The sequence below is a fragment of the Pseudomonas sp. PDM28 genome, assembly GCF_019219115.1.
In the GTDB taxonomy this organism is placed as follows: Bacteria; Pseudomonadota; Gammaproteobacteria; order Pseudomonadales; family Pseudomonadaceae; genus Aquipseudomonas; species Aquipseudomonas laurylsulfatiphila.
The window spans coordinates 353,768-379,534 of the sequence record NZ_JAHUWG010000005.1; the positions used below are offsets into that span (position 1 = coordinate 353,768).

Annotated in this window: 24 protein-coding genes; 15 read left to right on the forward strand and 9 right to left on the reverse strand. The window is 61.5% G+C overall.

Features of this window, described 5'->3' with window-relative positions; genetic code table 11:
* The first annotated feature begins 264 nt into the window (after positions 1–264).
* The 9 genes from KW841_RS13605 to pcaC all read left to right on the forward strand — a co-directional run bounded on the left by KW841_RS13605 (position 265) and on the right by pcaC (position 8,467).
* Entirely contained in the window at positions 265–1,122 is an 858-nt protein-coding gene (locus KW841_RS13605; RefSeq protein ID WP_007976681.1) for a CoA transferase subunit A, read from the forward strand.
* Positions 1,122–1,901 carry a CoA-transferase subunit beta gene (locus tag KW841_RS13610; RefSeq protein WP_218476838.1) on the forward strand — a complete coding sequence of 260 codons (780 nt, stop codon included), beginning with the start codon at positions 1,122–1,124 and terminating at the stop codon, positions 1,899–1,901. The genes KW841_RS13605 and KW841_RS13610 overlap by 1 nt, the downstream gene beginning before the upstream one ends.
* Positions 1,898–3,103, forward strand: coding sequence for a 3-oxoadipyl-CoA thiolase (gene pcaF / locus KW841_RS13615; RefSeq protein ID WP_218476841.1), 1,206 nt, complete (start codon positions 1,898–1,900; stop codon positions 3,101–3,103). The genes KW841_RS13610 and pcaF overlap by 4 nt, the downstream gene beginning before the upstream one ends.
* A 37-nt stretch (positions 3,104–3,140) precedes the next feature.
* On the forward strand, positions 3,141–3,845 hold the full coding sequence (gene pcaH, locus KW841_RS13620; RefSeq protein WP_007976686.1) for a protocatechuate 3,4-dioxygenase subunit beta: 705 nt from the start codon (positions 3,141–3,143) through the stop codon (positions 3,843–3,845).
* A 1-nt stretch (position 3,846) separates the two neighbouring features.
* Positions 3,847–4,413 carry a protocatechuate 3,4-dioxygenase subunit alpha gene (gene pcaG / locus KW841_RS13625; RefSeq protein ID WP_102701028.1) on the forward strand — a complete coding sequence of 189 codons (567 nt, stop codon included), beginning with the start codon at positions 3,847–3,849 and terminating at the stop codon, positions 4,411–4,413.
* Between the two features lie 132 nt (positions 4,414–4,545).
* Positions 4,546–5,850: an MFS family transporter gene (locus KW841_RS13630; protein WP_218476843.1), complete on the forward strand. Its 1,305-nt coding sequence runs from the start codon at positions 4,546–4,548 to the stop codon at positions 5,848–5,850.
* Between the two features lie 45 nt (positions 5,851–5,895).
* Positions 5,896–7,260: a 3-carboxy-cis,cis-muconate cycloisomerase gene (locus KW841_RS13635; protein WP_218476846.1), complete on the forward strand. Its 1,365-nt coding sequence runs from the start codon at positions 5,896–5,898 to the stop codon at positions 7,258–7,260.
* Between the two features lie 12 nt (positions 7,261–7,272).
* A complete protein-coding gene (gene pcaD / locus KW841_RS13640) occupies positions 7,273–8,064 on the forward strand; it encodes a 3-oxoadipate enol-lactonase (RefSeq protein ID WP_218476849.1) in 792 nt (263 codons plus the stop codon).
* 10 nt (positions 8,065–8,074) lie between these two features.
* Complete coding sequence (gene pcaC, locus KW841_RS13645) at positions 8,075–8,467, forward strand: 4-carboxymuconolactone decarboxylase (RefSeq protein ID WP_007976697.1); 393 nt, start codon at positions 8,075–8,077, stop codon at positions 8,465–8,467.
* A 123-nt stretch (positions 8,468–8,590) separates the two neighbouring features.
* Here pcaC and KW841_RS13650 read toward each other — a convergent pair whose 3' ends face one another.
* The 4 genes from KW841_RS13650 to KW841_RS13665 all read right to left on the reverse strand — a co-directional run bounded on the left by KW841_RS13650 (position 8,591) and on the right by KW841_RS13665 (position 16,084).
* Positions 8,591–9,850, reverse strand: coding sequence for an OprD family porin (locus KW841_RS13650; protein ID WP_218476852.1), 1,260 nt, complete (start codon positions 9,848–9,850; stop codon positions 8,591–8,593).
* A 451-nt stretch (positions 9,851–10,301) separates the two neighbouring features.
* On the reverse strand, positions 10,302–11,762 hold the full coding sequence (gene emhC / locus KW841_RS13655; protein ID WP_218476855.1) for an efflux RND transporter outer membrane subunit EmhC: 1,461 nt from the start codon (positions 11,760–11,762) through the stop codon (positions 10,302–10,304).
* Positions 11,762–14,923, reverse strand: coding sequence for an efflux RND transporter permease subunit EmhB (gene emhB / locus KW841_RS13660; protein WP_218476867.1), 3,162 nt, complete (start codon positions 14,921–14,923; stop codon positions 11,762–11,764). Before emhB ends, emhC begins: the two co-directional genes overlap by 1 nt.
* A 3-nt stretch (positions 14,924–14,926) precedes the next feature.
* The gene (locus tag KW841_RS13665; RefSeq protein WP_104450597.1) at positions 14,927–16,084 is read right to left on the reverse strand and encodes an efflux RND transporter periplasmic adaptor subunit; all 1,158 of its coding nucleotides are present in this window, start codon (positions 16,082–16,084) and stop codon (positions 14,927–14,929) included.
* Between the two features lie 277 nt (positions 16,085–16,361).
* Between KW841_RS13665 and emhR the strand changes: the two genes are divergently transcribed.
* On the forward strand, positions 16,362–16,994 hold the full coding sequence (gene emhR / locus KW841_RS13670; RefSeq protein ID WP_015093857.1) for an efflux system transcriptional repressor EmhR: 633 nt from the start codon (positions 16,362–16,364) through the stop codon (positions 16,992–16,994).
* Between the two features lie 315 nt (positions 16,995–17,309).
* On the opposite strand, the gene KW841_RS13675 is transcribed toward emhR, so the two are convergent.
* The 3 genes from KW841_RS13675 to KW841_RS13685 are packed head-to-tail and all read right to left on the reverse strand — an operon-like array spanning position 17,310 to position 19,893.
* Complete coding sequence (locus KW841_RS13675) at positions 17,310–18,359, reverse strand: alkene reductase (RefSeq protein WP_218476870.1); 1,050 nt, start codon at positions 18,357–18,359, stop codon at positions 17,310–17,312.
* Between the two features lie 30 nt (positions 18,360–18,389).
* The gene (locus tag KW841_RS13680) at positions 18,390–19,556 is read right to left on the reverse strand and encodes an MFS transporter (RefSeq protein WP_007976713.1); all 1,167 of its coding nucleotides are present in this window, start codon (positions 19,554–19,556) and stop codon (positions 18,390–18,392) included.
* Positions 19,557–19,590: 34 nt separating this feature from the next.
* Positions 19,591–19,893 (reverse strand): helix-turn-helix transcriptional regulator, encoded by a 303-nt coding sequence (locus KW841_RS13685; RefSeq protein ID WP_007983055.1) that lies wholly within the window; start codon positions 19,891–19,893, stop codon positions 19,591–19,593.
* A gap of 170 nt (positions 19,894–20,063) precedes the next feature.
* Between KW841_RS13685 and KW841_RS13690 the strand changes: the two genes are divergently transcribed.
* Entirely contained in the window at positions 20,064–20,642 is a 579-nt protein-coding gene (locus KW841_RS13690; protein ID WP_218476872.1) for an ACP phosphodiesterase, read from the forward strand.
* Positions 20,643–20,765: 123 nt separating this feature from the next.
* Here KW841_RS13690 and KW841_RS13695 read toward each other — a convergent pair whose 3' ends face one another.
* The gene (locus KW841_RS13695) at positions 20,766–21,557 is read right to left on the reverse strand and encodes a lysophospholipid acyltransferase family protein (RefSeq protein WP_218476874.1); all 792 of its coding nucleotides are present in this window, start codon (positions 21,555–21,557) and stop codon (positions 20,766–20,768) included.
* Complete coding sequence (gene olsB / locus KW841_RS13700) at positions 21,557–22,312, reverse strand: L-ornithine N(alpha)-acyltransferase (RefSeq protein WP_015093862.1); 756 nt, start codon at positions 22,310–22,312, stop codon at positions 21,557–21,559. The genes KW841_RS13695 and olsB overlap by 1 nt, the downstream gene beginning before the upstream one ends.
* Positions 22,313–22,467: 155 nt before the next feature.
* Here olsB and KW841_RS13705 point away from each other — a divergent pair, with 155 nt between their 5' ends.
* The 4 genes from KW841_RS13705 (at position 22,468) to KW841_RS13720 (ending at position 25,767) form a co-directional block, all read left to right on the forward strand.
* Complete coding sequence (locus KW841_RS13705) at positions 22,468–23,346, forward strand: acyl-CoA dehydrogenase family protein (protein ID WP_218476876.1); 879 nt, start codon at positions 22,468–22,470, stop codon at positions 23,344–23,346.
* Positions 23,347–23,524: 178 nt separating this feature from the next.
* Positions 23,525–24,619 (forward strand): serine hydrolase, encoded by a 1,095-nt coding sequence (locus KW841_RS13710; RefSeq protein ID WP_218476887.1) that lies wholly within the window; start codon positions 23,525–23,527, stop codon positions 24,617–24,619.
* Positions 24,616–24,939 carry an amidase gene (locus KW841_RS13715; protein ID WP_218476889.1) on the forward strand — a complete coding sequence of 108 codons (324 nt, stop codon included), beginning with the start codon at positions 24,616–24,618 and terminating at the stop codon, positions 24,937–24,939. The genes KW841_RS13710 and KW841_RS13715 overlap by 4 nt, the downstream gene beginning before the upstream one ends.
* A gap of 237 nt (positions 24,940–25,176) precedes the next feature.
* Complete coding sequence (locus KW841_RS13720) at positions 25,177–25,767, forward strand: YceI family protein (protein ID WP_218476892.1); 591 nt, start codon at positions 25,177–25,179, stop codon at positions 25,765–25,767.

Genomic DNA, 25,767 nt, shown 5'->3' on the forward strand with positions numbered 1-25,767 from the left:
TGAAATAGGGGTGTAGCCAGAAAAAATCGCAGCCTGCGGCAGCTCCTACAGGTGCACGAATTCCTCTGTAGGAGCTGCCGAAGGCTGCGATCTTTTGGGGGCAACCAATAAAGATAGCCAGACAACAATGCGTTCGATAATCGAACAGTTAGTCGATTATCGGATTGTTTGACGTTTTACACAGGCTTAACCTTCAGTCATTCCGGCGCTGCGCATCGGCGCCTTCTTCCACTGTCGGTTAACAACAAACGGGAGCCTGCCCCAATGGCTGAAATTCTTTCGCTGCACGACGCGGTGAAGCAATTCGTGAACGACGGCGATACGGTCGCGCTCGAAGGCTTCACCCACCTGATCCCGACGGCTGCGGGTCACGAAATCATTCGCCAGGGCAAGAAAGACCTGACCCTGGTGCGGATGACCCCTGACCTGATCTACGACCAGTTGATCGGTGCCGGTTGTGCCCGCAAGCTGATTTTCTCCTGGGGCGGCAACCCGGGTGTCGGCTCCCTGCATCGCCTGCGTGACGCCGTCGAGAAACAGTGGCCGCACCCGCTGGAAATCGAAGAGCACAGCCATGCCGACCTGGCCAATGCCTACGTCGCCGGCGCTTCCGGCCTGCCATTCGCGGTGCTGCGTGCCTACGCCGGTTCCGACCTGCCGAAGGTCAACCCGCTGATCAAGTCCGTTACCTGCCCGTTCACCGGTGAAGTGCTGGCCGCCGTGCCTTCGGTGCGTCCGGACATCACCGTGATCCATGCGCAGAAAGCCGACCGCAAAGGCAACGTGCTGCTCTGGGGCATTCTCGGCGTGCAAAAAGAAGCCGCACTGGCCGCCAAGCGTTGCATCGTCACCGTTGAAGAGATCGTCGACGACCTGAATGCACCGATGAACGCCTGCGTGTTGCCGACCTGGGCCTTGAGCGCGGTTTGCCATGTGCCAGGTGGTGCGCATCCGTCCTACGCCCACGGTTACACCGAACGCGACAACCGCTTCTACCAGGCCTGGGACCCGATTGCCCGCGACCGTGAAACCTTCACCGCGTGGATCAACGAATACATCCACGGCAGCGCTGACTTCAGCGAGTTCCAGGCCAAACTGGCCGCCGCTTCGGAGGCGAAGTAATGACTTACACCACCAATGAAATGATGACCGTCGCCGCCGCTCGCCGCCTGAAGAACGGTTCGGTGTGCTTCGTGGGCATCGGCCTGCCATCGAAAGCGGCCAACCTGGCGCGCCTGACGTCTTCGCCTGATGTGGTATTGATCTACGAATCGGGTCCGATCGGTGCCAAGCCGAGCGTATTGCCGCTGTCGATCGGTGACGGTGAATTGGCGGAAACCGCCGACACCGTGGTCCCGACCGGCGAGATTTTCCGCTACTGGCTGCAGGGCGGGCGCATCGACGTCGGTTTCCTCGGCGCGGCGCAGGTCGATCGCTTCGGCAACATCAACACCACCGTGGTCGGCGATTACCACGCACCGAAAGTGCGTCTGCCGGGTGCCGGTGGCGCGCCGGAGATTGCCGGTTCCGCCAAGAGCGTGTTGATTATCCTCAAGCAGTCGGCGCGCTCCTTTGTCGACAAACTCGACTTCATTACCTCGGTCGGCCACGGCGAGGGCGGCGATTCGCGCAAGCGCCTCGGCCTGCCAGGCGCCGGTCCGGTGGGGATCATCACCGATCTGTGCATCATGGAGCCGGAAGCCGGCACCCATGAGTTCGTCGTCACTGCACTGCACCCGGGCGTGACCCGCGAGCAAGTGGTCGCCGCCACCGGTTGGGCGATTCGCTTTGCCGACAGCGTTTCAACCACCGCCGAGCCGACCGACGTCGAACTGACCGCGCTGCGCGATCTCGAAGCCCGTACTGCAGCGGCCCACGGCCAAGCCCCCGGAGAAGCGTGATGCGTGACGTTTATATCTGCGACGCGATTCGTACCCCCATCGGCCGTTTCGGCGGCGGTCTGTCGACGGTGCGTGCCGACGACCTGGCCGCCGTGCCGATCAAGGCCTTGATGGCGCGCAACCCGTCGGTGGACTGGAGCGCCGTGGACGAGGTGTTCCTCGGCTGCGCCAACCAGGCTGGCGAAGACAACCGCAACGTTGCGCGCATGGCGCTGCTGTTGGCAGGGCTGCCGGAAACCATTCCCGGCGTGACCCTCAACCGCCTTTGCGCTTCGGGCATGGATGCCATCGGCACCGCGTTCCGCGCCATCGCCAGCGGCGAGATGGAGCTGGCGATTGCCGGCGGCGTCGAGTCGATGTCCCGTGCGCCGTTCGTGATGGGCAAGGCCGACGCGGCGTTCTCGCGCAACATGAAACTCGAAGACACCACCATCGGCTGGCGCTTCATCAACCCGCTGATGAAAGCCCAGTACGGCGTGGACGCGATGCCGCAGACCGCTGACAACGTGGCCGACGATTACAAAGTCTCCCGCGAAGACCAGGACGCCTTTGCCCTGCGCAGCCAGCAGCGCACCGCCGTCGCGCAAGCTGCCGGGTTCTTCGCCGAAGAAATCGTCGAAGTGCGCGTAGCCCATAAAAAGGGTGAAACCGTGGTCAGCCAGGACGAGCACCCTCGCGCCGACACCACCCTGGAAGCTCTGACCAAACTGAAACCGGTCAACGGCCCCGACAAAACCGTCACCGCCGGCAATGCCTCGGGTGTGAACGACGGTGCCGCCGCATTGATCCTGGCCTCGGCCGAAGCCGTGAAGAAACACGGTCTGACCGCCCGCGCCAAAGTGCTGGGCATGGCCAGCGCCGGTGTTGCACCGCGGGTGATGGGCATCGGCCCGGTGCCGGCGGTGCGCAAACTGACCGAGCGCCTCGGCGTGGCAGTCAGCGATTTCGACGTGATCGAACTCAACGAAGCCTTCGCCAGCCAGGGTTTGGCGGTGCTGCGTGAACTGGGGATTGCCGACGATGCCGCCCAGGTCAACCCGAACGGTGGCGCGATTGCCCTGGGCCATCCGTTGGGCATGAGTGGTGCGCGTCTGGTGCTGACGGCGTTGCATCAGCTGGAAAAGACCGGTGGCAAGAAAGGTCTGGCGACCATGTGCGTCGGTGTCGGCCAGGGTCTGGCTTTGGCAATCGAACGGGTCTGACACACCCTGTCGGCAAATAAGAACTGAGGAAAGAGTAATGACTGACAAGCCTGGTTACCGTCGCCCGCAGGAGGGTACTCAGCCGGAGTACCTGCACCCGACCTATCAATCCACCAACCTGCGCTCGCCGTCCAAACCGTTGGTGTTTCTGCCCCATTCGTTGTCGGAAATCACCGGGCCAACCGTCGGCGCCGAGCGCGTCAACGAGAAGGACAATGATCTCACCGCTCAGCACGAAGGTCAGCCGCAGGGTGAGCGCATCATCATTCACGGCCGCGTGCTGGACGAAAACGGCCTGCCGGTTCCGGGGATTCTAGTGGAGATCTGGCAGGCCAACGCCGCCGGTCGCTATGCCCATGCCCGTGACCTGCACGACGCGCCGCTGGACCCGAACTTCACCGGCACCGGCCGTACCGTGACCGACGCCGATGGCTGGTACCAGTTCCAGACCATCAAGCCTGGTGCGTATCCGTGGGGCAACCACCACAACGCCTGGCGCCCGGCGCACATCCATTTCTCGTTGTTCGGGCCGAGCATCCTGACGCGCCTGGTGACGCAAATGTATTTCCCGGGCGACCCGCTGTTGGCGTACGACCCGATCTACAACTGCGTGCCCGATACCCGCGCCAAAGAGCGCTTGATCGCCTCGTTCGACCTGGAAAAAACCATCCCGTCCTATGCCCTCGGTTATCGCTGGGACATCGTTTTGCGCGGCCGCGACGCCACGCCGATGGAGAAATAAGATGACGCTGACTGCGACCACGTCCCACACCGTCGGGCCGTACTACCACATCGGCCTGACCTGGCTGAACCGCGAAGACCTGACCGTCGAACAAACCCTGGGCGAGCGCGTGGCGATCACCGGGCAAGTGCTCGATGGCAACGGCGACATCGTCAACGACGCGATGCTGGAAGTCTGGCAGGCCAATGCCGCGGGCAAGTATGACCATCCGGAGGACGACCAGGAAAAACCCCTGGACCCGAATTTCGAAGGCTTTGGCCGGGTGCCGGTGGATGCTGAAGGGCGTTTTCGTTTCACGACCATCAAGCCGGGAACGGTCGAGGGACTCAAAGGCACGACTCAGGCACCGCACCTGGTGGTACTGGTGTTTGCCCGTGGTCTGGTGAAGCACCTGCTGACACGGATCTACTTTGAGGGTGATGCGGCCAACGTGAACGATCCGTTGCTGGAGTGCGTGCCGGCCGAGCGTCGCGGTACCTTGCTGGCCCGGAAGGATGCGTCGGGTGTTTATCAGTGGAATGTGATTCTGCAAGGTACTGATGCGGAGACAGTGTTCTTCGATTATTAAGATCCAGATCAAAAGATCGCAGCCTGCATGCCATGCCTTTGTAGGAGCTGCCGCAGGCTGCGATCTTTTGTGTGGAACGGGACTGTTACAAAGTATGTCTAGACTCTCACTGTCCCCATTGAGTGAAAAACAATGACAACGACCACCGCTACACAACCGCTATACACCGGTGAGGAGCGCAGCAAGCGGATCTTCGCCATCGTCGGCGCCTCGTCCGGCAATCTGGTCGAATGGTTCGACTTCTACGTCTACGCCTTCTGTGCGATCTATTTCGCCCCGGCGTTTTTCCCGTCCGATAACCCCACCGTGCAGTTGGTCAATACCGCAGGCGTGTTCGCCGCCGGGTTCCTGATGCGCCCGATTGGCGGCTGGATTTTCGGTCGGTTGGCGGACAAGCACGGGCGCAAGAATTCGATGCTGATCTCGATTCTGATGATGTGCTTCGGCTCCTTGCTTATCGCCTGCCTGCCGACCTACAACAGCATCGGGGTCTGGGCACCGATCCTGTTGCTGTTCGCCCGTTTGCTGCAAGGCTTGTCGGTGGGCGGTGAGTACGGCACCACGGCGACCTACATGAGCGAAGTGGCGCTCAAGGGCCAGCGCGGCTTCTTCGCTTCATTCCAGTACGTGACCCTGATTGGCGGGCAACTGTTGGCGGTGTCGCTGGTGGTGATCCTGCAACAGTTCCTCAATGAAGACGAATTGCGTGCCTACGGCTGGCGGATTCCCTTTGTGGTCGGTGCCATGGCGGCGCTGGTTTCGCTGTATCTGCGTCGTTCGTTGAAAGAAACCTCCAGCAAGGAAATGCGCGAAAACAAGGACGCCGGCAGCATCAGCGCGTTGTTTCGCGACCATAAGGCCGCGTTCATCACCGTACTCGGCTACACCGCCGGTGGTTCGCTGATTTTCTACACCTTCACCACCTACATGCAGAAGTACCTGGTGAACACCGCCGGCATGCCGGCCAAGACCGCCAGCTACATCATGACCGGCGCGCTGTTCCTCTACATGTGCATGCAACCGGTTTTCGGCATGCTCGCCGACAAGATCGGCCGGCGTAATTCGATGCTCTGGTTCGGCGCCCTCGGCACGCTGTGCACGGTGCCGATCCTGTTGAGCCTGAAAAGTGTCAGCAGTCCGTTCCTGGCCTTTGTGCTGATTACCGTCGCCCTGGCAATCGTCAGTTTCTACACCTCGATCAGTGGCCTGGTGAAAGCCGAGATGTTTCCGCCGGAGGTGCGTGCATTGGGTGTCGGCCTGGCGTATGCGGTGGCGAATGCGATCTTCGGCGGTTCGGCGGAGTATGTGGCCTTGAGCCTCAAGGCCGTGGGCATGGAAAACTCCTTCTACTGGTATGTAACGGTGATGATGGCGATAGCCTTCCTGTTCAGCCTGCGTCTGCCGAAACAGGCGAAGTATCTGCATCACGATCTTTGATCTTCTCGCGCGGGCCGCAAAGGCCCGCGCCTTCAGGAACTGTTTATGAACCAGCGACCGGGCAATCAATTGTTCGATGCCTATTTCACCGCCCGCGATATGCGTGACGTGTTCTGCGATCAGGGCCGGGTCCAGGCCATGCTCGATTTCGAAGCGGCACTGGCCCGGGCGCAAGCGCGAGTCGGCTTGATACCCTCGAGTGCAGTCGCGCCGATTGAGGCGGCCTGCAGCGCCGGGCTTTACGACTTTGCGGCGTTGGGCGAGGCGATTGCCACGGCGGGTAACTCGGCGATTCCGTTGGTCAAGGCGCTGGGCAAGCAGATCGCTGCGCAGAATGCCGAGGCCGAGCGTTACGTTCATCTAGGTGCGACCAGCCAGGATGTGATGGACAGCGGCCTGGTGCTGCAATTGCGTCGTGCGCTGGAGCTGATCGAGAACGATCTGGCGCAACTGGGGCAAATCCTTGCGACGCAGGCCGAACGATATGTGGCTACGCCATTGGCCGGGCGCACCTGGTTGCAGCATGCGACGCCGGTGACCCTCGGCATGAAAATCGCCGGTTGGCTGGGCGCCGTGACTCGCAGTCGCCAGCGCCTGGCCGAATTGAAGCCGCGTTTGCTGGTGCTGCAATTCGGCGGTGCGTCCGGCACCCTTGCGGCACTTGGCGAGCAGGCCATGCCGATTGCCCAGGCGCTGGCCGAAGAGCTGCAACTGACCTTGCCCGAGCAACCGTGGCACACCCAGCGCGATCGGGTGGTGGAGTTCGGCGCGGTGCTCGGGTTGATCGCCGGCAGTCTCGGCAAGCTGGGTCGCGACGTCAGCCTGCTGATGCAGACCGAAGCCGCCGAAGTGTTCGAACCTTCGGCGCCGGGCAAGGGCGGTTCCTCGACCATGCCGCACAAGCGCAATCCGGTGGGCGCGGCGGTGTTGATCGGCGCGGCGACGCGTGTACCCGGTTTGCTCTCGACACTGTTCAGCGCCATGCCCCAGGAACACGAGCGCAGTCTCGGCCTGTGGCATGCCGAGTGGGAAACCCTGCCGGAGATTTGCTGCCTGGTGTCGGGCAGTCTGCAGCAAGCGTTGCTGATCGCCCAGGGACTGGAAGTGGACGCCGGGCGCATGGCGCACAACCTCGATCTGACCCAGGGCCTGGTGCTCGCCGAAGCGGTGAGCATCGTCCTCGCCCAACGGGTCGGCCGCGATACCGCACACCATCTGCTCGAACGCTGCTGCAAACGCGCGGTGGCCGAACAACGTCACCTGCGTGCGGTGCTCGGCGACGAACCGCAAGTGACCGCCGAACTGTCGGCGGCTGAACTCGATCATCTGCTGGACCCTGCCCATTACCTCGGCCAGGCCCAAACCTGGGTCGAGCGGGCGGTGGCCGAACATTCTGCATTGACTGCCTGAAGGAGAATTGCTGTGGCTTTTGTACAACTCGCCGAGGGCGAACTGCATTATCAACTGGATGGACCGGTCGATGCGCCGGTGCTGGTGCTGTCCAACTCTTTGGGCACCGACCTGCACATGTGGGACGCGCAAATCCCGGCGTTCGCCAAACATTTTCGCGTGTTGCGTTTTGACACTCGCGGCCATGGCCAGTCATTGGTGACACCGGGGCCTTACAGCATCGAGCAACTGGGCCGCGACGTGCTCGCCTTGCTGGATGCCTTGCACATCGAGCGCGCACACTTCTGCGGCTTGTCCATGGGCGGGCTGATTGGCCAGTGGCTGGGGATCAATGCCGGCGAGCGCCTGAACAAGCTGATCGTGTGCAACACCGCGGCGAAAATCGGTGATCCGTCAGTGTGGAACCCGCGTATCGAAATGGTCCTGCGTGATGGTCAGGCGGCCATGGTTGCCTTGCGCGATGCCTCGATTGCACGCTGGTTCACTCCGGACTTCTCCGCTGCCAACCCGGCGGCGGCCAAGCAGATTACCGACATGCTCGCGGCCACTTCGCCCGAAGGCTATGCGGCCAATTGCGCGGCGGTGCGTGATGCCGATTTCCGCGATCGGTTGTCCTCGATCAAGGCGCCGTTGCTGGTGATTGCCGGGACCGAAGATGCGGTGACGCCGCCATCCGGTGGGCATTTTATTCAGGAGCATGTGCGCGGGGCCGAGTACGCCGAGTTCTACGCCGCGCATTTGTCCAACGTCCAGGCAGGCGATGCGTTCAGCGAGCGCGTGCTGGCGTTTCTGTCGGCTGAGTGAGGGGATTTTCGTGGACGAAAAACAACGTTATGACGAGGGCATGAAGGTCCGTCGTGCGGTCCTTGGAGACGCGCATGTCGACCGCAGCCTGACGACCCTGACCGAGTTCAACTCGGAGTTTCAGGAGATGATCACCCGCCACGCCTGGGGCGACATCTGGACCCGCCCGGGCCTGCCGCGCCATACCCGCAGCCTGATCACCATCGCCATGCTGATCGGCATGAACCGCGAGGGCGAACTCAAACTGCACCTGCGCGCCGCCGCCAACAACGGCGTGAGCCGTGGCGAGATCAAGGAAGTGATCATGCAGAGCGCCATCTACTGCGGCATTCCAGCGGCCAATGCGACCTTCCACCTGGCCGAGTCGGTGTGGGATGAGTTGGGGGTCGAGTCGCGGGAGTAAGCGGTAAAACGGTGAACAACCTGTGGGAGCGAGCTTGCTCGCGATGGCGTCGGCACATTCACTATTGATGTCGCCTGATACACCGCCATCGCGAGCAAGCTCGCTCCCACATTTGTTTTGTGTTTACAGCAAGCTGATCGGATAGCTGATGATCAACCGGTTCTCATCGAACTCGTTATTGCTGTAATCCCGGCGCATGGTCGAGTTGCGCCATTTCAGATTCAGGTCTTTCAGCACGCCGCTCTGCACGGTGTAGGCCAGTTCCGACTCACGTCCCCATTCCTTGCCGTCGGTGATGCTGCCGGTGTGCACATTGTCGCCGCTGATATAGCGGTTCATCAGGGTCAGGCCCGGTACGCCAAGGGCGACGAAGTTGTAGTCGTGGCGCACCTGCCAGGATTTCTCCCGGGCATTGTCGTAGCTGGAGTTGTAACTGTCGTTGGCCAGGGTGCCGCCGCTGGTGCCGTTGACCCGCATCCAGGCGCTGTCGCCGGTGAGTTTTTGCAGGCCAACGTAGAAGGTGTTGCCGCCGTATTTGGCCGAGAACAAACCGTACAGGGTTTTGTTGTCCAGCTCACCGGCCCGGGCGCTGCCGTCATCCTTGCCGTAGAAGAAACCCAGGTTGGCGCCCAGGGTCCAGTCGCCGACGGGCTGGCTGTGGATCAGGTTGACGAACTGCTGGCTGTAGATGTCCTTGAGCTCGGCATTCCACAGACCAATCTGGGTGCGCTTGTCATTGAAAACGTACTCGCCGCCCTCGAAGTTGAATCGATCGGAGGTGAAGGCGGCTTTGCCGGTCATCGACATGTCGCTCATGCTGCTGTCGTCGCGCGGGCTGTTCTGACGGAACTGGCCGCCGTAGAGCGTCAGGCCATCGATTTCCTTTGACGTGATCTGGCCACCGCGGAAGGTTTGCGGCAGCGAACGACCGTCGTCGGAACGCAGGATTGGCAGTACCGGCATCCATTCCCCAACCTTGATTTCGGTCTGCGACAGCTTCGCCTTGAACGCCACATTGGTGCGGCCGAAGTTGTCGGCAGGGCGGCCGTCATGGTCCAGCGGCAGCAGCTGCGTACCACCGGTGCCTTTGCCGCCGTCGAGCTTCACCGAATACAAACCCAGCACATCCATGCCGAAGCCGACAGTGCCCTGGGTGAACCCGGACTTGGCGTCGAGGATGAAACTCTGCGTCCACTCTTCAGCCTTGCCCTGGGCCTTGGTCGGGTTGGTGAAGTTGCGATTGATGTAGAAGTTGCGCAGGTTCAGGTTGACCTTGGCGCCCTCGACAAAGCCCGACTCCTCGGCGCTGGCGGGCAGGGCCGCGCAGGCCAGGGCAATGGCGATCAGGCTGGGAACGAAGTACGGCGCGGGAGAAGGCGTCATGGGCTCGGGTCTCTCTAATTCTTGGGAATGAAACGGGGTAATGCCGCAACTCGGGGGTTGCAGACGAACAGTCGAAATCATGAAAAACGAAGCGGATCAGCCGGAGGGGGCAGGGCGCGGGGGCATGGTGTCGAACCTGTTGTTATTGGTTTTGTGGTTCGGATGGTGCGTGGAATGTACTGGATGGTTCAATCGTAAAAAGCGGGTTTTGGGCGGTTATCGAACATTAGATTGGCTGTGATTTTTGTGCTGTTTTTGCGCGCCTCATCGCTGGCAAGCCAGCTCCCACAGTGTCCGTGTCGTACACAAAATTTGTGGATCACAGTGACCCTGTGGGAGCGGGCTTGCTCCGGGCGGCGTTCCGACGAAGAGGCCATGCCTGACTACACATCTTTTCCCGCAGCCAACAAAAAGCCCACCAATCGGTGGGCTTCGTGTTTTCACAGCGCTATCAGAAATACTTCATCTTCGGCGCTTGTTCCTTCAACGGCTCGTTCTTCGCCGTCTGTTCGTTCCAGCCACCACCCAGTGCCTTGTACAGGTTGACCTGACTGATCAACTGCGCCAGGCGATCAGTAATCAGATTCTGTTCGGAGTTGAACAGCTGACGCTGGGCATCGAGGAACGTCAGGTTGCTGTCGACACCGATGCGATAACGACGCTCGGCCAGGCGGTAGTAGTCCTGGTTGGCGCTGACCAGATTACGCTGTGCCTGTACCTGATCGGTGTAGGTCCCGCGTGCGGCCAGGCCGTCGGCGACTTCCTGGAAGGCTGTTTGAATGGACTTCTCGTAGTTCGCCACACCAATGTCTTTCTGGATCTTCGAGTAATCCAGGCTGGCGCGCAGGCTGCCGGCGTTGAAGATCGGCAGGTTGATCTGCGGCTGGAACAGCCAGGTACCCGAACCGCCCTTGAACAGGCCGGACAGGTCCGGGCTCAGGGTCCCGGCGTTGGCGGTCAGGCTGATGCTCGGGAAGAACGCTGCCCGTGCCGCGCCGATGTTGGCGTTGGCCGCCTTGAGGTTGTGCTCGGCCTGGAGGATGTCCGGACGACGTTGCAGCAGGTCCGACGGCAGGCCGGCCGGTACTTCGGCCAACAGGTCGTCGTTCAGCGGTTTGGCCGCTGGCAGGTTGGCCGGGACGCCGGTACCGAGCAGCAGTACCAGGCTGTTTTCATCCTGGGCGACCTGACGGGTGTAACGGGCCAGTTGCGCACGGGCGTTCTCCACCGAGGTCCGCGACTGCGCCAGGTCCAGGGCCGAGGCGACGCCCACTTCGTTGCTGCGCGCGGTGAGCTTGTAGCTCTCCTCGAACGCGGCGAGGGTGTCCTGGGTGACTTTCAGCAGTTCCTTGTCGGCCTGCCAGGTCAGGTAGGCGTTGGCGACGCTGGCCACCAGGCTGAGCTGCGTGCTGCGCCGGCCTTCTTCGGTGGCGAAGTACTTCTGCAACGCTTCCTCGTTCAGGCTGCGAACCCGGCCGAACAGGTCGAGTTCGTAGGCGTTGACGCCAACCGTTGCCGAGTAGGAGCTGGTGATGCCGGCTTCGCCGGTCTGCGAAGCGTTAGCCGGAAGGCGCTGACGGCTGCCGGTGCCATTGGCCGAAACGGCCGGGAACAGGTCGGCGCGGGAGATGCGGTACTGAGCCGCAAAGGCGTCGATGTTCAGGGCCGCGACACGCAGGTCACGGTTGTTTTCCAGGGCGACCTGGATCAGCTGTTGCAGCGCCGGGTCGTGGAAAAACTGCTTCCAGCCCTGCTCGGCTGCCGCTTGCGCCGGTGCCTGGGCCGGCGAATACGCCGGGCCTTGCGGGTATTGCCCCGCCACCGGTGCTTCGGGCTGCTGATAATCAGGTATCAGCGAGCAGCCACCGAGCACGAAGGCGGCGACTGCCAGGGAGAGTAGCGACTTGCTCATTAGCCAGCCTCTTTAGGAGTTTCAGTAGCGTCATCCTGGTCGGCAATCTTGCGCTGGCCAATGGACGACACGGTGACGAAGAACAGCGGGACCCAGAAGATCGCCAGCACAGTGGCCGTGATCATACCGCCAATCACGCCGGTACCGATTGCATGCTGGCTACCCGAGCCTGCGCCCGTGGATATCGCCAGTGGTACCACACCCAGAACGAAGGCGAGGGAGGTCATGATGATCGGTCGCAGACGCATGCGGCAGGCTTCGATTGCCGCGTCGCGCAGGCTACGCCCCTGTTCGTGCAGTTCCTTTGCAAATTCGACAATCAGAATGGCGTTTTTCGCCGCCAGGCCGATAGTCGTCAACAGGCCTACCTGGAAATACACGTCGTTGGACAAACCGCGCAGGCTGGTGGCCATCAGTGCACCGATGATCCCCAGCGGTACCACCAACATCACCGCGATCGGAATCGACCAGCTTTCATACAACGCCGCCAGGCACAGGAACACCATCAGCAGCGACAGGGCGTACAGCGCCGGCGCTTGCGAGCCGGACAGACGTTCCTCGTACGACAGGCCGGTCCAGGAAATACCGACACCGGCCGGCAGTTTCTTGGCAATGGCTTCGACTTCGAGCATGGCTTCACCGGTGGAGTAACCCGGTGCCGGGGCGCCGAGGATTTCCATCGCTTCCACGCCGTTGTAACGGGCCAGTTTCGGCGAACCGTAGATCCACTCGCCCTTGGCGAATGCCGAGAACGGCACCATGGTTCCCTGGGCGTTGCGCACGTACCACTTCTGCAAGTCTTCAGGGCCCATTCGAGAGCCTGGCTGGCCTTGCACGTAAACCTTTTTCACCCGACCACGGTCGATGAAGTCGTTGACGTAGCTACTGCCCAGGGCAATCGACAGGGTGTTGTTGATGTCGGCGATGGTAATGCCCAGGGCACTGGCCTTCTCGTCATCGATTTCCAGTTGGTATTGCGGTTCGTCGTTCAGGCCGTTCGGACGCACCTGAGACAGGATCTTGCTTTGTGCGGCCATGCCAAGGAACTGGTTGCGCGCTTCCATCAGTTTTTCGTGGCCGATACCGGCGCGGTCCTGCAGGAACACGTCGAAACCGGTGGCGTTACCCAACTCCAGTACTGCCGGTGGTGCAAAGGCGAACACCATGGCATCGCGGAAGGTGAAGAAGTGCTGCTGGGCACGGGCCGCCACCTTGAACACGTTGTTGTCGGCGTTACGTTCGTCCCACGGACGCAGCATGATGAACGCCATACCCGAACTCTGGCCACGGCCGGCGAAGTTGAAACCGGTCACGGTAAACACCGAGTTCACCGCATCGCCTTCGCCGCCATCCTTGCCCGGGCGCAGCAGGAACTCACGCATTTCATCAACGACCACCTGGGTACGCTGGGCTGTGGAGCCGGCCGGGGTTTGCACCTGGGCGAACAGTACACCCTGGTCTTCTTCCGGCAGGAACGCCGTTGGAATGCGGGTGAACAGCCAGATCATGCCCACCACGATCAGCAGGTACGCCAGCAGGTACGGGATCTTGCGCTGCAGGATATTGCCTACACCGCGTTCGTAGCCGCGAACGCCGCGGTCGAAATTGCGGTTGAACCAGCCAAAGAAACCACGCTTGGGTACGCCGTGCTCGCCTTTCGGAATCGGCTTGAGCATGGTGGCGCAGAGCGCCGGGGTGAAGATCAGCGCAACCAGTACCGACAGGGCCATGGCCGAAACGATGGTGATCGAGAACTGCTTGTAGATCACACCGGTGGAACCGCTGAAGAACGCCATTGGCAGCAGAACCGCCGACAACACCAGGGCGATACCGACCAGTGCGCCCTGGATCTGGCCCATGGACTTCTTGGTGGCTTCCTTCGGTGACAGGCCTTCTTCGCTCATCACCCGTTCGACGTTTTCCACCACGACGATGGCGTCGTCCACCAGCAAGCCGATGGCCAGCACCATACCGAACATGGTCAGGGTGTTGATGCTGAAACCGGCGGCCGCGAGGATCCCGAATGTACCGAGCAATACCACCGGCACGGTCATCGTGGTGATCACGGTGGCGCGGAAGTTTTGCAGGAACAGGAACATCACCAGGAACACCAGCGCGATCGCTTCGACCAGGGTGTGAACCACACCTTTGATCGACTCGGTCACCACCGGCGTGGTGTCGTACGGGAACACCACTTCCATCCCTTGCGGGAAGAAGGGCTTGAGGCTGTCGATGGTCGCGCGCAGGGCCTTGGCGGTATCGAGCGCGTTGGCACCGGTGGCCAGTTTCACCGCCAGGCCGGAAGCCGGGGCGCCGTTGAACTGGGCGTTGATGCTGTAGTTCTCGCCACCCAGGCCGACTTCGGCAACATCTTTGAGGCGAACCTGGGAGCCGTCCTTGTTGACCTTGAGCAGGATCTTGTCGAATTGCTCCGCGGTCTGCAGGCGGGTCTTGCCGATGATCGTCGCGTTCAACTGGGTGCCGGGCAGGGCAGGCAGGCCGCCGAGCTGACCGGACGAGACCTGGACGTTTTGCGCCGCGATGGCGGTTTTTACGTCGATCGGGGTCAGGTTGTATTTGTTCAACTTGGCCGGGTCGAGCCAGATACGCATGGCGTACTGCGAACCGAACACCTGGAAGTCGCCGACACCCGCGGTCCGCGAAATTGGGTCTTGCATGTTCGACACGATGTAGTTGGACAAGTCGTCCTTGGTCATGCTGCCGTCACGCGAGACCACGCCGATCACCAGCAGGAAGTTCTTCACCGCCTTGGTGACGCGGATACCTTGCTGTTGCACTTCCTGCGGCAGCAGCGGGGTGGCCAGGTTCAGCTTGTTCTGCACCTGAACCTGCGCGGTGTCGGAGTTGGTGCCTTGCTCGAAGGTCGCGGTAATGGTCATGGTGCCGTCGGAGTTACTTTCCGACGAGACATAACGCAGGTTGTCGATACCGTTGAGCTGTTGCTCGATCACCTGAACCACGGTGTCCTGTACCGTTTGTGCCGAAGCACCCGGGTAGGTCACGGAAATGGCGATCGCCGGAGGCGCAATGCTCGGGTACTGGTTGATCGGCAACCGCAGGATCGATAGTGCCCCGACCAACATGATCACCAGGGCAATCACCCAGGCGAAAATCGGACGGTCGATAAAAAATCTCGACATGGTTTACTCCCCTTTTCCGCCAGAGGCTTTATCAGCTGTCTGAGCGGGGGCCGGGCTCTTTACGGCTACGTTGGTCGCTTCACTGGCCTTGACTTCGATGCCGGGTTTGACGAATTGCAGACCTTCGGTGATCAGGCGATCGCCGGCCTTCAGGCCGTCTTCGATCAGCCACTGGTTGCCGACGGTGCGGTTGGCCTTGAGATGACGCAGTTCGACCTTGTTGTCCGGGCCGACAACCAGAGCGGTCGGGGTACCCTTGAGGTCGCGGGTTACGCCTTGCTGCGGGGCCAGGATCGCCGCGCTGTTCACACCGGCCAGCAACTTGGCGTGCACGAACATGCCTGGCAGAAGGGTGTGGTCAGGGTTCGGGAAAATGGCGCGCAGGGTGACGGAACCGGTGGTCTGGTCAACCGAGATTTCGGAGAATTCCAGCTTGCCGTCCAGCTTGTAATCGCTGCCGTCTTCCAGGGTCAGCTTGACCGAGGCCGCGTTGTCGCCGGCTTTTTGCAGGCGACCGCTTTCCAGCTCGCGGCGCAGTTGCAGCAGCTCGACCGAGGACTGCGTCACGTCGACGTAGATCGGGTCGATTTGCTGAATCACCGCCATCGCATCGACCTGGGCATTGCTGACCAGCGCGCCTTCGGTCACCGAGGAGCGGCCGATGCGGCCGGTCAGCGGGGCATAGACCTTGGTGTAGCGCACGTTGATCTGTGCGGTTTGCAGTGCGGCTTCCGATTGCAGGCGGTTGGCCACGGCGGTGTCGTATTCCTGACGGCTTACAGCCTGCTCGTCGACCAGTTGCTTGTAGCGGTCGGAAATCGACTTGGTCGAGCGCAGGTTGGCTTCGGCGCTTTTCAATGTCGCTTCATAGACCGACGGATCGATCTGATAGAGCTGCTGGCCGGCCTTGACGTCGCTGCCTTCCTTGAACAGGCGCTTGAGAATGATGCCGTTGACCTGAGGACGGACTTCGGCAATGCGGAACGCACTGGTACGGCCAGGCAGATCGGATGTCAGGGTGAACGCTTGCGGTTGCAGAGTCACGACGCCGACCTGAGGCGGTGGGGCGGCCGGTGCTGCCTCTTCCTTTTTGCATCCGCTGAGCAGCGATGCCAGGGCGACGGCGGCGACCAGAGCGGTAACAGCTGGCTTGAATTGCATGAAAATCCTCGGGTCAGGCGCGCAACGTGCGCACTAGAAAGGTGGAAGGTTGAAATATGGTTGCCGAGTGGATAAGTAGCTTGCTAAGTAATATACTTACGTACATGGCTGTTTGTAAATACCCAGGCTGCGTATCAACGTCGTTACAAAAGCCATTACACAAGCCGTTGAAAGGTTGGAATTGTAGGCCGGGGACGAACCCCCAGAACGTTCGCCCCACTTTTATTCAGCTGATATTCAGACATCGCTGAAGCACCCTGATTGAGGTTGTACTGCCATGGTCCGTCGTACCAAAGAGGAAGCTCAGGAAACCCGCGCGCAAATTCTCGTGGCGGCCGAAAAGGCCTTTTACGAGCGAGGCGTGGCGCGTACGACCCTGGCGGATATCGCTACCCTGGCCGGAGTCACTCGTGGGGCCATCTACTGGCATTTCAGCAACAAGGCGGATCTGGTGCAGGCCATGCTCGACACCTTGCATGAGCCGCTGGAAGAAATGGCCAAGGCCAGCGAGAGTGAAGACGAACTCGATCCCCTGGGCTGCATGCGCAAGCTGCTGATTCATTTGTTTCATCAAATTGCGCTGGACCCGAAAACCCGACGCATCAATGAGATTCTTTTTCATAAGTGCGAATTCACCGATGAAATGTGCGACCTGCGCCAACAGCGTGTGTCAGCCAGCCTCGAGTGCAACGTGCGAATCGGTCTGGCCCTGAGCAATGCCGTCAATCGAGGGCAGTTGCCGGAAAACCTCGACACCGCCCGCGCCGCGATCAGCTTGCATGCTTATATCGATGGCATCCTGTACCAGTGGTTGCTGGCCCCCGACAGTTTTGAATTGCACACCGAAGCCGAACGATGGGTCGATACCGGGCTGGACATGCTGCGCTTGAGCCCCAGCCTGCGCAAATGAAACAAAATTCGTAATCGGGCCCGCGTGTGTCAGCGCTCGATGTTTATTAATGGGGTGCTTTTATATACGTACCCTTGGCGCGATGACAGGTAGCAAGCTCAGTATTTTGTAGGGAATTTGTGTCAGTCCCTGTAGGAGCTGCCGAAGGCTGCGATCTTTTGATCTTCGGCGATGGCATCATCACCCTAATCAAGATCAAAAGATCGCAGCCTTCGGCAGCTCCTACAGGGTTGGAGTCAAAGCCATGAAATTGTTCCGGTAGCAAAAAGCCCCGGCTCTTTCGAGTCGGGGCTTTTGCGTTTCAATGGCTGCCGCTTACAGCGTCGGATAGTCGATATAACCAACCGGACCCTGGGCATAGAACAGCTCCGGGCGCGCTTCGTTAAGCGGTGCGTCGGCCTTCAAGCGTGCCGGCAGGTCCGGGTTGGCAATGAAGGGTACGCCGAAGGCGACTGCATCGGCCTTGCCGCTGGTGAGCAACGCGTTGGCGCTGTCCTTGGTGAAACGCTCGTTGGCAATGTAAGGGCCGCCGAAGGCCTCCTTGAGTTGTGGGCCGAGGCTGTCGGCGCCTTCTTTTTCGCGCGAGCAGATGAAGGCGATGCCACGCTTGCCCAGTTCGCGAGCGACGTAGGTGAAGGTTTCGGCCAGGTTGTCGTCGCCCATGTCATGCAGGTCGGCGCGTGGCGACAGGTGCACACCTACACGGCCGGCGCCCCAGACTTCGATGGCAGCGTCAGTCACTTCCAGCAGCAGGCGGGCACGGTTTTCCAGGGAGCCGCCATAGTTGTCGGTGCGCTGGTTGGTGCTGCTTTGTAGGAACTGGTCGAGCAGGTAACCGTTGGCAGCGTGGATTTCCACACCGTCGAAGCCGGCGGCCTTGGCGTTCTCGGCACCGACGCGGTAAGCGTCGACGATGTCGGCGATTTCAGCGGTTTCCAGGGCGCGCGGAACCGGGAAGTCGGCCAGCGGACGAACCAGGCTGACGTGGCCCTTGGGCTGGATGGCACTCGGGGCGACCGGGGCTTCATCATTCAGGTACAAACCGTGGGAAATGCGACCCACGTGCCACAACTGCAGGAAGATCTTGCCGCCCGCGCCATGGATGGCCTTGGTCACGTTGGACCAGCCACGTACCTGATCGTTGGACCAGATGCCCGGGGTGTCGGGGTAGCCGACGCCCATCGGTGTCACCGAAGTGGCCTCGCTGAGGATCAGCCCGGCGGACGCACGCTGCACGTAGTACTCGGCCATCAGCGCATTGGGTACGCGGCCTTCGTCGGCGCGGCAGCGGGTCAGCGGGGCCATGATGATGCGGTTGGCCAACTCGAGGTCGCCCAGTTTGATTGGATCGAAAATAGTCGTCATGAAGTACAACCCTCGTGAGGTTTCAGGTGATTAGTGGGTAGCAGGAGCCAGATCGGGGTTGCCGCTCTGGCGGAAAGTAATCAGGGTTACCAGCAGGGCGAGTACCGCCAGTACGGCTGCCGCGAGCGGCACGCTGGTCAGGCCGAAGCCATGGGCGATCACACTGCCGCCGACCCAGGCACCCAGGGCGTTGCCGATGTTGAAAGCGCCGATGTTCAGGGTCGACACCAGGTTCGGTGCGGCTTTGCCGAACGTCACCACGTTCACTTGCAGCGCCGGTACGGCGGCGAAGCACGCGGTGGCCCAAAGGAACAGGGTGATTTCGGTCGGGATCAGGGCGACGCTGGTCCAGGTCAGCACGGTGGACACCACGGCCATGGTCACGAACACACCGATCAGGGTCGCGGCCATGCCTTTATCGGCCAGCTTGCCGCCGATGATGTTGCCGACCGTCAGGCCCAGGCCGATGAGCATCAGGGTCCAGGTCACGCCACGGGGCGAGACGCCAGTGACTTCGCCCAACAGTGGCGCAACGTAGGTGAACAGGGTGAACACCGAGGCGGCGAACAGCGCGGTCATGCTCAGGGACAGCCAGATGCCAGCGCCCTTGAGTGCGGCCAGTTCGGCGCGCATGTCGAGTTTTTCTTCATCGCGCTTGGCCGGCAGGAAGCGGATCAGACCGATCAGCGCAATCACACCGATCACGGTCACGGCCCAGAAGGTCGAACGCCAGCCGGCTTCCTGACCGAGGGCGGTGCCCAGCGGTACGCCGAGGACGTTGGCCAGGGTCAGGCCGGTGAACATCAGGGCTACGGCCGAGGCACGTTTGTTCGCAGGCACCAGGCCGGCAGCCACCACCGAGCCGATGCCGAAGAAGGCACCGTGGCACAGCGCGGTGACCACACGGGCAAACATCAGCACGTTGTAGTCGCCCGCTACTGCGCAGAGCAGGTTGCCGATAATGAAGATGCCCATCAACGCCACCAGGGCGGCCTTGCGCGGCAGCCTGGCGGTGGCCAGCGCCATGAACGGCGCACCGATGGCCACGCCCAGGGCGTAACCGGTCACCAGCCAGCCGGCACCGGGAATCGACACACCGAGGTCGGCCGCCACGTTGGGCAGCAGGCCCATGATGACGAACTCGGTGGTGCCGATGGCGAAGGCGCTCAAGGCCAGGATGAGTAGCGAGAGGGGCATGTCTGATTCCTTTTCGGCTGACTGACTTTAAGGGTCAGAGCTCTTTACTGAAGGTTTTGAGGAACTCCTGAATGGTTTCCTCATTGCGTTTGAAAAAATGCCACTGGCCGACTTTGCGGCTGCTGATCAGGCCGGCGCGTTGCAGGGTCGCCAGGTGTGCCGACACCGTGGACTGCGACAGGCCGCAACGTTGATCGATCTGCCCGGCGCAAACGCCGTGCTCGTTGCTGTGGGACTGGTCGGGAAATTCGACGGTCGGGTCCTTGAGCCAGTGCAGGATTTCTCGCCGTACTGGGTGTGCCAGGGCTTTTATTATTTCGTCGAGATTGATGGTCATGATGTGGGCTCGTGATGTTTAAAACGCTATATCGCGATGAAGCGAACTTTAAATCGGTATTTCGCGATATACAAATATGATTTGGCTCTGACCAGCTCACATTTCGGTATATCGAGTTATAACGATACGTTGAGTGTAACAAGACAAGGGGGCAGTGCTAAGCTGCGCCCATGAACTATCTCGCACATCTTCACCTCGGTGGCCAGCGTCCCGGCCAATTGCTCGGCAGCCTGTATGGCGATTTCGTCAAGGGACGGCTGCAAGGGCAGTTCGCTCCGGACATCGAAGGGGCTATCCAGTTGCACCGCAGCATCGACGTGTTCACCGATCGCCATCCTCTTGTGGATGTCGCGTTGTCGCGTTTCTCCCTGACCCGTCGTCGCTATGCGGGGATCGTGCTCGACGTGTTTTTCGACCATTGCCTGGCCCGGGACTGGAGGCTGTACGCCGACCAGCCGCTGGAGCTGTTCACTTCGGACGTGTATCGCGTGCTGTCCAGCGAGCGGCAACTGCCGGAGCGGCTGGCGAAGATTGCGCCGCACATGGTGGCCAATGACTGGTTGGGCTCGTATCAGGAATTTGAAGTGCTGGAGCAGGTGTTGCGCGGGATCTCGCGGCGCCTGACCCGGCCGGAGGAACTGGCGGCGGCGATGCAGGAGTTGCGGCAGTTGTATGAACCGTTGAGCGAGGACTTTCGGTTGTTCTATCCGCAGTTGCAGGATTTTGCCCGGAACTATCCAGCAACTTAAAACCACTGTGGGAGCGGGCTTGCCCGCGATAGCGGATCAACATTCAACGATGATGCTGAATGACCCACCGCTATCGCGAGCAAGCTCGCTCCCACAGGGTATTTCAGTGAATCAAGGATCGCGTCACGCCGCAATGGCAGGACGCATCGGCGCGCGCTGAGGTTCAACGACAGCGCCAAACAACGCCTTCTGCACCGCCTGCTGCGCCTCGAACGCCAGTGCCGCGCGCTCCCGACCTTCACAAGCGATTGCCTTGAGCAGATGAATCTCCACGCCGCCACGGTCATTGGCGAACAGACGCATCAGGTGCGAGAGCAGATCATCGTCGCCAATGAACGGCGCCAGCGCGCAAGGCTCGCCGTCACGCACATAACGGATCGCCACCGGCTGCAGCGCCACTTCGGAGTCGATGGCGGCGGACAGCAGGCGACCATGGAAGGTGCGCAGCGAACGGCCGTCGGTGGTGGTGCCTTCCGGGAACATCAGCAGTGGGTAGGCCTGTTCCAGATGGCGGGTCATCTGCTTGCGGATCAATTGGCTGTCACCCGAACCGCGACGGATGAACAGGCTGCCGGCCTTGGCCGCCAACCAGCCGGCCACCGGCCAGGTGCGCACTTCGGCCTTGGACAGGAAAGACAGCGGCGTGAGCATGCCCAGCAGCGGAATGTCGGTCCAGGACACATGGTTGCTGACCCAGAGCATCGGTGTCTTCGGCAGCTCGCCGTGGACGGTCACGTCAAAGGGCAGGGCGTTGCCCAGGCGGGCCATGAAAAATCGCGACCAGCGCTGACGACGCGCCATCGAATGGGCCAGGCCCAGGCGTTCGAACACGCCGAACACACTGGCCATGCCCAGGCCCAGCGTCACCACCATCAGCACTCGCGCGATTCGCGCGTACACCCGCAACCGGCTCATTACACAGCCGCCTTGAAGTGTTTGGCGTAGCGCGGGCAGAGTTCGTCGCGTTTGAGCAGGATGAACACGTCGGCGACCTGGAAGTCTTCGTCCCAGCACGGCTCGCCGCAGATCTTCGCGCCGAGGCGCATATAGGCCTTGAGCAGCGGTGGCATTTCGGCAATCACGTTGGACGGGATGTCCAGGCTTGGCAGCGGGTTTTTCGGCTCGGCGCGCAGGTGTTCGGTGCACAGGTAGCGTTCGCGCAGACGCTGCATGATCGCGTGGGCCTGCACGCCGCCATCCTGCATCGGAATGCTCGCGCAACCCATCAGGTAGCTGTAGCCGCCCTGGTTCAGGACTTCGGCCAGTTCGCCCCAGAGCACGGCGATGGTGCCTCCGTTGCGGTAGGCCGGGTCGACGCAGGTGCGGCCGATTTCCAGGATCGGGCCTTGCAGGTGCACCAGGCCGTGGAGGCTGAACTCTTCTTCGCTGTAGAACTTGCCCAGGCTGCTGGCGGCCGTGTGGTCGAGCAAACGGGTGGTCGCCACCAGGCGCCCGGTGTTCAAGTCACGCACGCCGATGTGGGCGCAGTGAACGTCGTAGTCATCCATGTCCAGACCCCGTTCAGCGCCCTTGAGCTTGGCGTTGAATTCGCCGCTGAACACGTTGAAACGCAAGGCCTGGGCTTCCTGCAGCGCCTCGGCGCCCACCAGGCGTTCGGCTTGCAGGCGGCGTTCGTTGGCGGTGTCGCTGATGCGGGCGATCTGAGTCATGGCGAATCTCCGTGCGGGCTGCTCACCCGTCTTTGGGCTACAGCGAATCGACTTTCTTTGTCTAGCCGTGTTGTGCAAAGTCAGGCTATGTAGCCCCGGTGTCATCGCCATTAAGCTTTGGTGATGCTTATATGACAGCCCTCGAGGAGCCTCTTATGCCCTGGCAAACCCTGCTGAACCGCCGTGATCGTTTACCCGCCAACCCGGACCTGGCCGAAGGTTTCGCGACTTTGTTGCAGCAGTTGGGCACGGTCACGCCGTTTGAATTGGCCGTGCTGGGCGGGCGGCGGATGGCGACGCCGGGGCTGGCGTTTCTGGTGGGGTATCAGGCGGCTCTGCGCATGCTCTGGCCGAGTGCGCCACTGAGCCTCGGCGCGTTGTGCGCCACCGAACAGCGCAGCCTGCGCCCGGCCGACATGCAGACCCGCTTGAGCGGTTTGCGCCTGAGCGGACGCAAGGATTTCGTCACCGCAGGCGATGCCGCCGACTGGCTGCTGGTGGCGGCACGCAGCGAGGAGCCCGGCGCCGACCCGCGCTTGAGCCTGGCGGTGATCTATCGCGATGAGCCGGGCGTGCGGGTGGAAAAACTGGCGCCGATCCCGTTGATGCCGGACATTAGCCACGGCCGCTTGTTTCTGGATAATGCCTTGTGCGAATTGCTCGCCGGGGACGGCTGGGATGCGTACGTCAAACCGTTCCGCACGCTGGAAGACATCTATGTACTGAGTGCCATGACGGCGTGGCTGTATGGGATCGGTCAGGACTGTGCCTGGCCACAATCCTTGCAAATGCGTCTGCTGGGCCTGTTGGCAGGGTGCGCGGAAACCAGCCGCCAGCCACCGACCAGTCTGGCCGGGCATGTGGTGCTTGGCGGGGTGTTCGCGCAGTTTGACGCGCTCAAATCTGACGTGAATGAGGCCCTGGCCGGTGGGCCGCCGGAGTGGGCGGCGATGTGGCAGCGCGATCAAGCGGTGATGGATCTGGCGGCGGGGGCCCGGGGGAAGAGGTTGGCCAAGGCGTTGGCTGCGCACTGACGGGCCTCATCGCTGGCAAGCCAGCTCCCACAAGTTCTGTGTCTTGCATGATTTTGTGTGCGCCAGAGATCCCTGTGGGAGCTGGCTTGCCAGCGAAGACGTCTTTATTGGCGCTACAAATTTCAGACTGTCATCAACCTCGACTAGGCTCAGCAGGTTCAATCTCCGAGCCCCCGCCATGCCCAAAGGCTTGTCTCTGATTTTCCTGCTGCTGCTCAGTTTCACGGTCCAGGCCGAGTACTGGCCTGCCGAGCAATGGCCGACCGCCCCGATACCGACCGGCCCGGCGCTTCAAGCTTTGGAGGCCTACGCCTTCCCGTCCCGCGATGACAGCACTCGCCAGGGCATTCGCACCGATGCCTTGCTGGTTATCCGCGACGGTCAGTTGCTCTACGAACGCTACGCCGGCCCGACGACGGCCGAGACGCCGCACTTGACCTGGTCGATCAGCAAGAGCCTGATGGCCGCTGTCCTCGGCGTGGCCTATGGCGAAGGCTTGTTCAAACTCGGTGACCCGGTGGCGAAGTTTTATCCACCCCTGCAAAAACATCCCGACATGACCATGGCCCACTTGCTGCACTGGGCCTCGGGCCTGGATTGGCAAGAAGACTACGAGTACGCGCCGCTGAAATCTTCGGTGGTGGCCATGCTCTACACCCGCGGGCACCACGACATGGCCGCGTTCACGGCGGCGCATGCTGCGTACGCCGCGCCGGGTCAGGCCTTTCGCTACTCCAGCGGTGACAGCAACCTGTTGTCCGCCGCACTGAAAACCATCGTCGGCCCCGACCGCTATCCCGACTATCCATGGACTGCTGTGTTCGAACCGCTGGGCATTCGCCACGCCGTTTGGGAAACCGATGCCACCGGCACGTTCGTCGCGTCGTCCTATGCCTACCTGACGGCACGGGATCTGGCCCGGGTCGGTCTGTTGATGGCCCGCGAGGGGCGCTGGGGAGAAAGACAACTGTTGCCCAGGGACTGGGTGGCGTTCAACCGCGAGCCGTTCCCTCACTATCATGCCCATGAAGACGATGCCGTCCCCGGCGGCCAGTGGTGGCTCAATCGAGCGGTTGAGGGCGCGGCACAACCCTGGCCCGATGCCCCCGCCGATACCTTCGCTGCACTGGGGCATTGGGGGCAGGCGATGTATGTGATCCCCAGTGAACAGCTGGTGATCGTCCGCTACGGCGATGACCGCGACGGCAGTTACCGGCACAACGAGTTGCTTAGGCTCGCGCTCAAGGCCTTTGCCGGGAAGGTGCAGCCATGACTGGGTTCATTCGCCGTCGACCGGTCAGTTCACTATTGCTGATTGCGCTGATCGCCTTGCTCGGCTGGATCTGGCACGAGCGTGAGGCGCTGTGGGCGTTCCCCGACATCATCAGCGCCTACACCGCCAAGGAATATTGTTCGTGCCGCTACGTGATGAACAATGACGCCGAGTACTGCCACGGTTATGTAAAACAGTGGCTGCCCGCCAGCGGCTTTACCGATGACCCTAGCGCCAAGCGCGTAACGGTCAGCGGCATGGGCCGCAGCAACAGCGCCGAGTGGATCGGCGAGCGCCAGGGTTGTCGCTTGCAACCTTGAGTGGAGCGACCGGGCTTTTGTGGCGAGGGAGCTTGCTCCCGCTGGAGTGCGAAGCACTCCCGAAATCAGCCATTCGGTTTCTTCAGACAGCACTCGGTTGCAGGTTTTGCGACTGCTTCGCAGCCGAGCGGGAGCAAGCCCCCTCGCCACAAAAGCGGGTTTGGAGTAATAGACGGCTTGCAATGCGCTGAGGGCCGGTTAAGGTTCAGCACAGGTTTATCTGCCCCACGAGTCTCTATGTTCAAGCGCTCCACCCTTCAAACCCTCGCTTTCCTGCTGCTGACCGGTGCCACGGTGTCGGCCCGTGCCGATTGGTACCTGGATGGCGAGTCTTCACGCCTGTCGTTTGTCAGCACCAAAAACGCCAATGTTTCCGAGGTGCAGCGCTTTCTGGTGTTGCACGGCAAGGTCGATCCCCAGGGGCTGGCGCAGGTGGAAGTCGAACTGGAGTCAATCAACAGCGGCGTCCCGTTGCGCGATGAGCGCATGCGCAAGGAGCTGTTCCAGATCGAGCGGTTCCCAGACGCCTTGATCACCACGAAAATCGATCTGCGCCCGATCAACGACCTCGCTCCCGGTGCGCAGCTGGAATTACGCCTGCCGCTGATGGTCGACCTGCACGGCAAACAACACGAGTACCAGGCCGAACTGCTGGCCACCCGTCTTGATGACCGGCGCTTCCAGGTGGTGACCCTCGAACCGCTGGTGATCAACGCCGAGGATTTCGATCTGGCACCTGGCCTGGAAACGTTGCGCAAAATGGCCGGCCTCTCGGCCATCAGTCTTTCGGTGCCGGTGGGTGCCGTGCTGATTTTCACGGCGCGTTGA